Source organism: Streptomyces sp. 8L, from assembly GCF_020176795.1.
Lineage (GTDB): Bacteria > Actinomycetota > Actinomycetes > Streptomycetales > Streptomycetaceae > Streptomyces.
Genome location: NZ_JAIUKE010000592.1, coordinates 1 through 6,074 on the forward strand (window position 1 = coordinate 1; position 6,074 = coordinate 6,074).

Sequence of the window (6,074 nt, forward strand, 5' to 3'; positions counted from 1 at the left end):
GGATACGCCGAATGCCGTCCGGCCGGGGGGGGGGGGGGGTGCCCGCCCGGGGGGTTTAACCCCCGGGGGGGGGGGGCGCCGCGCCCGCCCCCCCCCGGGCGCCCCCGCGGCCCCCCCCCGCCCGCGGGGGGGGGGCGCGGGCGGCCGGTGCCGGGCGTACTCCGAGGACGCCAACGGCACCGGCTGGGGTGAGGGCGTCGGTACGCTGGTGTTGGAGCGACTGTCCGACGCACGCCGGCACGGGCACCAGGTGTTGGCCACGGTGCGCGGCAGCGCGATCAACCAGGACGGCGCGTCCAACGGGCTGACGGCGCCGAACGGCCCGTCGCAGGAGCGGGTGATCCGGCAGGCGCTGGCCAACGCCGGCCTCACCACGGCCGACGTGGACGCCGTGGAGGGCCACGGTACCGGGACCCGGCTCGGTGACCCGATCGAGGTCGGTGCGCTCCTGGCCACTTACGGGCAGGACCGCGAGCGGCCGCTGCTGTTGGGGTCGTTGAAGTCCAACATCGGGCACACTCAGGCGGCCGCCGGAGTCGGCGGCGTCATCAAGATGGTGCTGGCGATGCGGCACGGTGTTGTGCCGAAGACGCTGCATTCGGACACGCCGTCCTCGCGAGTGGACTGGGAGTCCGGCGCGGTCCGCCTGCTGTCCGAGGCCGTGCCGTGGCCGGAGCCGGGACGGTCGCGTCGCGCGGCCGTGTCGTCGTTCGGCATCAGCGGCACCAACGCGCACGTGGTGCTCGAACATGCCCCCGAGGCGCCGACGTCCGTCGAGGCGGGGCCGGTCGTGCCGCTGGTCGTCACCGCGCGCACCGGGACCGCACTGCGTGAGCAGGCCGCCGCGCTTCTCCCCGTGACGGCCGCGCCCGCGGCTGTCGGGCACGCGCTGACGGGCCGAAGCGTGCTCGCCGCCCGTGCCGTGGTGCTGGGCACCGACGACGAGGTCCGCACCGGACTGGCCGCGCTGGCCGCCGGCGACGAGTCGCCGAACGTCGTCACGGGCACCGTCTGCGCGTCCGGTGGTGCGGTATTCGTGTTTCCCGGCCAGGGTTCGCAGTGGCGCGGCATGGCGTTGGAGATGCTCGACCAGTCACCGGTCTTCGCCGCGCGGATGACTGAGTGCGCGCAGGCCGTCGAGCAGTTCGTGGACTGGTCGGTGTTCGACGTCCTGCGCGGCGAACCGGGCTGCGCCGACATCGAACGCGTGGACGTCGTGCAACCGCTGCTGTGGGCCATGATGGTCTCGCTGGCGGCCGTATGGCAGTCGCTGGGCGTGGAGCCGGCGGCCGTGATCGGCCACTCGCAGGGCGAGATCGCCGCCGCGGCCGTCTCGGGTGCGCTGTCGCTGGAGGACGCCGCCCGTGTGGTCACCTTGCGCAGCAAGGCGATCGTCGCGCTGGCCGGACTGGGAGGGATGGTGTCCGTCCCGCTGCCGCTGGCGCAGGTCGAGGCCAGGATCGGACCGTGGGGCACCCGGCTGTCGATCGCCGCCGTGAACGGCCCCCAGTCGACCGTCGTCTCCGGAGACGCGGCAGCGTTGGACGAACTGCTGGCCAGCTGCAAGGACGATGGCCTGCGGGCCCGCCGTATCCAGGTGGACTACGCGTCGCACTCCGCGCACGTGGAGCGGATCGAGCGGCAGGTGCTCGCCGACCTGGCCCCGATCACACCGCTGCCGGCGCAGATCCCGTTCTACTCCACCGTGACAGTGAGCCGGCTGGACACCACCGGCATGGACGCCGCGTACTGGTACCGTAACCTGCGCCAGACCGTCCACTTCGGACAAACGGTGCGGCTGCTGCTGGACGACGGCCACCGGGCGTTCGTGGAGTCCAGCGCGCACCCGGTGCTGGCCCTGGGGGTGCAGGAGGTCGTCGAGGAGGCGGGCCTCACCGATGACACCGCCATCGTCGGTTCGCTGCGGCGCGGCCAGGGCTCGCTGCACCGCCTGCTGACCTCCGCCGCCGAGGCGTACGTTCGGGGCCTCGCCGTCGACTGGGCGACCCTGTTCACCGCCTCCGGCCCGCGCATCGAACTGCCCACCTACGCGTTCCAGCACAGCCGTTACTGGCTCGACGGAACGCAGGCGACATCCGTGGCCGGGGTCGGCCTGGCGCCGCTGGACCACCCGCTCCTGCTCGGCGCGGTCGCGCTGGCCGAGGGCCAAGGCGTCCTGTTCACCGGCGCATTGTCGGTACGGACCCAGCCCTGGCTGGCCCATCACCGCGTGGGGGAGCGGATCGTGCTGCCCGGGGCGGCCTTCGCCGAGCTGGTGCTGCGCGCCGCCGACCACGTCGGTTGCGATGTGGTCGAGGACCTGAGCCTGGAAGCGCCGCTGTTCGTGCCGGAGACCGGTACGGTGCGGTTCCAGCTGACACTGGGTAGTCCCGACACGGACGGCCGCCGCACGGTGTCGCTGCACTCGCGTGCCGACGACGACCAGCCGTGGATGCTGCACGCCACCGGCACTGTCGCCGCCGGCCCGAGCACTGCCGCGAACGGCGACGGACAGTGGCCGCCCGCCGGTGCGGTCGCCGTGGACCTGACCGACGCCTACGACCTGCTTGACGCACAAGGCCTCGGGTACGGATTCGTGTTCCAGGGCCTGAAGGCGTGCTGGCGTAACGGCGACACCACGTACGCAGAGGTGGGGCTGCCCGAGGACGTCGACACTGCCGGGTTCGGCATCCACCCCGCGCTGCTCGACGCCGCATTGCACCCGCTCGCGATGGACGACGTGAATGAGCCGGGCAGCGTCCCGTTGCCGTTCTCGTGGACGGGAATCCGGCTGCACGCCACCGGCGCCACCACGCTGCGCGTGCGGCTGTCCGGTGGCGCGGTATCGCTGTTCGACGTCATGGGCGCACCCGTGCTGGACGTCGAGTCGCTGACGTTGCGGCCGGTCCATCTGGACCGCTTGGCCGCGACCGACGACCGCACCCCGATCTACCGCGTCGACTGGGTGCCGGTCGCCGTGCCCGCGACGGTCGAGCCCCAGTCGATGCAGGTCGTCACCGACCTGTCCGAGGTCGCCGAGGTACCGGACGTCGTGGTGGTGTCCGTCGACAAGGTGCATCCCGCGCTCGCGCTGGTGCAGGGCTGGCTCGCCGACGACCGGTTCGAGGCGGCCAAACTGGTCATGGTCAGTGGGACGCCCACGGTGTGGGGCCTGCTGCGGTCCGCGCAGACCGAGCACCCCGACCGGTTCGTGCTGCTCGACACCGACACCGTCACGACGGACCTGGTCACCACTGCGTTGGCTACCGGTGAGCCGCAGTTGAGGGCCCGTGACGGCGTGCTGCTCGCACCGCGTCTCGCCATCGCCGAGCGGCTGGCACCGGCCGAGTGGGACGCCAACGGCACGGTGCTCATCACCGGCGGCACCGGTACGCTCGGTGCCTTGCTGGCCAAGCACCTGGTCACCAAGCACGGCGTGCGGCACCTGGTGGTGGCGAGCCGCCGTGGCCGCCGCGCCGAGGGCGCTGACGCGCTGGTCGCCGAATTGACCGAGGCGGGCGCGCAGGTGACGGTCAGCGCGTGCGACGCGGCGGACCGGGATGCCCTGGTCGCGCTGCTGGCGGCGATCCCGGCCGAACATCCGCTGACCGCCGTCGTGCACACGGCCGGCCTGCTGGACGACCAGACCATCGAGGCGCTGCAACCGGAGCGGTTGGACGCCGTGCTACGCCCCAAGTTCGCCGGCGCGGCCAACCTGCACGAGCTGACCCGCGACCTCGGGCTGTCGCAGTTCGTGCTGTTCTCCTCGCTGGCCGGCACACTGGGCAACGCCGGGCAGGCCAACTACGCGGCGGCCAATGCGTTCCTGGACGCCCTCGCGCAAGCCCGGCATGACGAGGGCCTGCCGGCGACCTCGCTGGTGTGGGGATTGTGGGCGGACAGCAGCGGGATGACCGGGCACCTCGACGAGGTGGCGCTGGCCAGGCTGGCCGGCGCCGGGATCGGCGCGATCGGGGCCGCCGAGGGCATGGCGATGTTCGACGCCGCGCTGGCCACGGGCCTGCCCGTCGCCGTTACGGCGAAGTTCGACCTGGTCGCACTGCGGACACGCGCCGTGGACGGCACGCTCGCCGCGGTCCTGCGCGGGCTGGTGCCCAACGCGCGGCCCCGGCGTTCCCGCGCCGCCGTGGCGGGGGAGACGTCACTGCGCGACCGTCTCGCCGGGCTCGCGCCCGAGGAGCGGCTGCTCGTGCTGCGCGATCTGGTGCGTGCGTCGGCGGCCTCCGTGCTCGGACACGCGTCCCCGGACACCCTGGACGCCAAGCGGGCGTTCAACGAGCTCGGCTTCGACTCGCTGTCCGCGATCGAGCTGCGCAACCGCCTCAACGTCGCTACCGGCCTGCGCCTGTCCGCGACGGCGGTGTTCGACCACCCGACCGTCGCCGCCCTCGCTGCCCGCATCGCGGACGACCTGGTCGGCGGCGCGACGGCGGTTGCCAAGACCGTCGCTCGCATCGACGACGACCCGATCGCCATCGTGGCGATGAGCTGCCGCTATCCCGGCGGGGTCAGCTCGCCGGAGGACCTGTGGCGGCTGGTCGACAACGGGGTGGACGCCATCAGTGGCTTCCCCACCGACCGCGGCTGGGACCTGGCCGGCCTGTACGACCCCGACCCGGACCGGGTCGGCAAGTCCTACGCCCGCACCGGCGGCTTCCTGCACGACGCCGCGCTGTTCGACGCCGAGTTCTTCGGCATGGGACCGCACGAGGCCACCGCCACCGACCCGCAGCAGCGGTTGCTGCTGGAGACCGTGTGGGAGGCATTCGAGCGTGCCGGCATCGCACCCGACTCGTTGCGCGGCAGCGACACCGGCGTGTTCGCGGGCGTCATGCTCAACGACTACATGACCAGCTCCGACCCGGCGCCGAAGGAGTTGGAGGGCCAGGTCGCGGTCGGCAACGCGCCGAGCGTTGCCTCCGGCCGGGTGGCCTACGTGTTCGGGCTGCAAGGCCCGGCGGTCACGGTGGACACTGCGTGCTCGTCGTCCCTGGTGGCACTGCATCTCGCGGCGCAGTCGCTGCGTCAGGGCGAGTGCTCGCTGGCGCTGGCAGGCGGCGTCACCGTGATGTCCACGCCAAACCTGTTCGTGGAGTTCAGCCGACAGCGCGGGCTGTCCCCGGACGGCCGCTGCCGTGCGTTCGCGGCCGGCGCCGACGGCACCGCATGGGCGGAGGGCGCCGGTTGGCTGGTGCTGGAGCGGCTGTCGGACGCCGAGCGCAACGGCCACGAGGTGTTGGCCATCGTGCGTGGTAGCGCGGTCAACCAGGACGGTGCGTCCAACGGCTTGACGGCTCCGAACGGCCCCTCTCAGCAGCGCGTGATCCGCAGCGCGCTGGCCGTCTCCGGCCTGTCCGCGTCCGATGTGGATGCTGCCGAGGGGCACGGCACGGGGACCGCGCTGGGCGACCCGATCGAGGCTCAGGCCATCATCGCCACTTACGGCCAGGACCGGGAACGCCCGCTCTGGTTGGGCTCGCTGAAGTCCAACATCGGGCACGCCCAGGCTGCCTCCGGGGTCGGCGGCGTGATCAAGATGGTCGAGGCCATGCGGCACGGTGTGTTGCCGAGGACGTTGCACGTGGACGCCCCGTCGCCGACCGTCGACTGGTCCGCGGGTGCGGTGGAGCTGCTGACCGATTCTGTGCCGTGGCCGGAGACTGGTCGTCCGCGTCGGGCGGGTGTGTCGTCGTTCGGGATCAGTGGCACGAATGCGCATGTGATCGTCGAGCAGGGTGTGGTGCCGGAGGTTGTTGCTCCGGCGGGGGTTCCGGTTGTGCCGTGGGTGTTGTCCGGCCGGACCGAGGGTGCGGTACGGGATTTCGCGGCGCGATTGGCGGGGGTGGGTGGTGAGTTGGCTGATGTGGGTTATGCGTTGGCGAGGCGGAGTGTGTTTGATTGTCGTGCGGTGGTGTTGGGTTCGGGTGGTGCTGGTCTGGAGCGTGGTGTGGGTGTGTTGGCTGCTGGTGAGGAGGGGGGTGGTGTGGTTGTTGGTAGGGCTGAGGTTGGTCGTGTGGCGGTGATGTTCTCTGGTCAGGGTTCGCAGCGTGCTG

1 protein-coding gene is annotated in these 6,074 nt (G+C 72.3%); it reads left to right on the top strand.

All coding sequences use genetic code 11. The annotated features are described in order from the left end of the window. Positions 1-6,074 (top strand): SDR family NAD(P)-dependent oxidoreductase (locus LCE31_RS35140; RefSeq protein WP_374118657.1); only part of this gene is annotated, 6,074 nt, incomplete at both ends.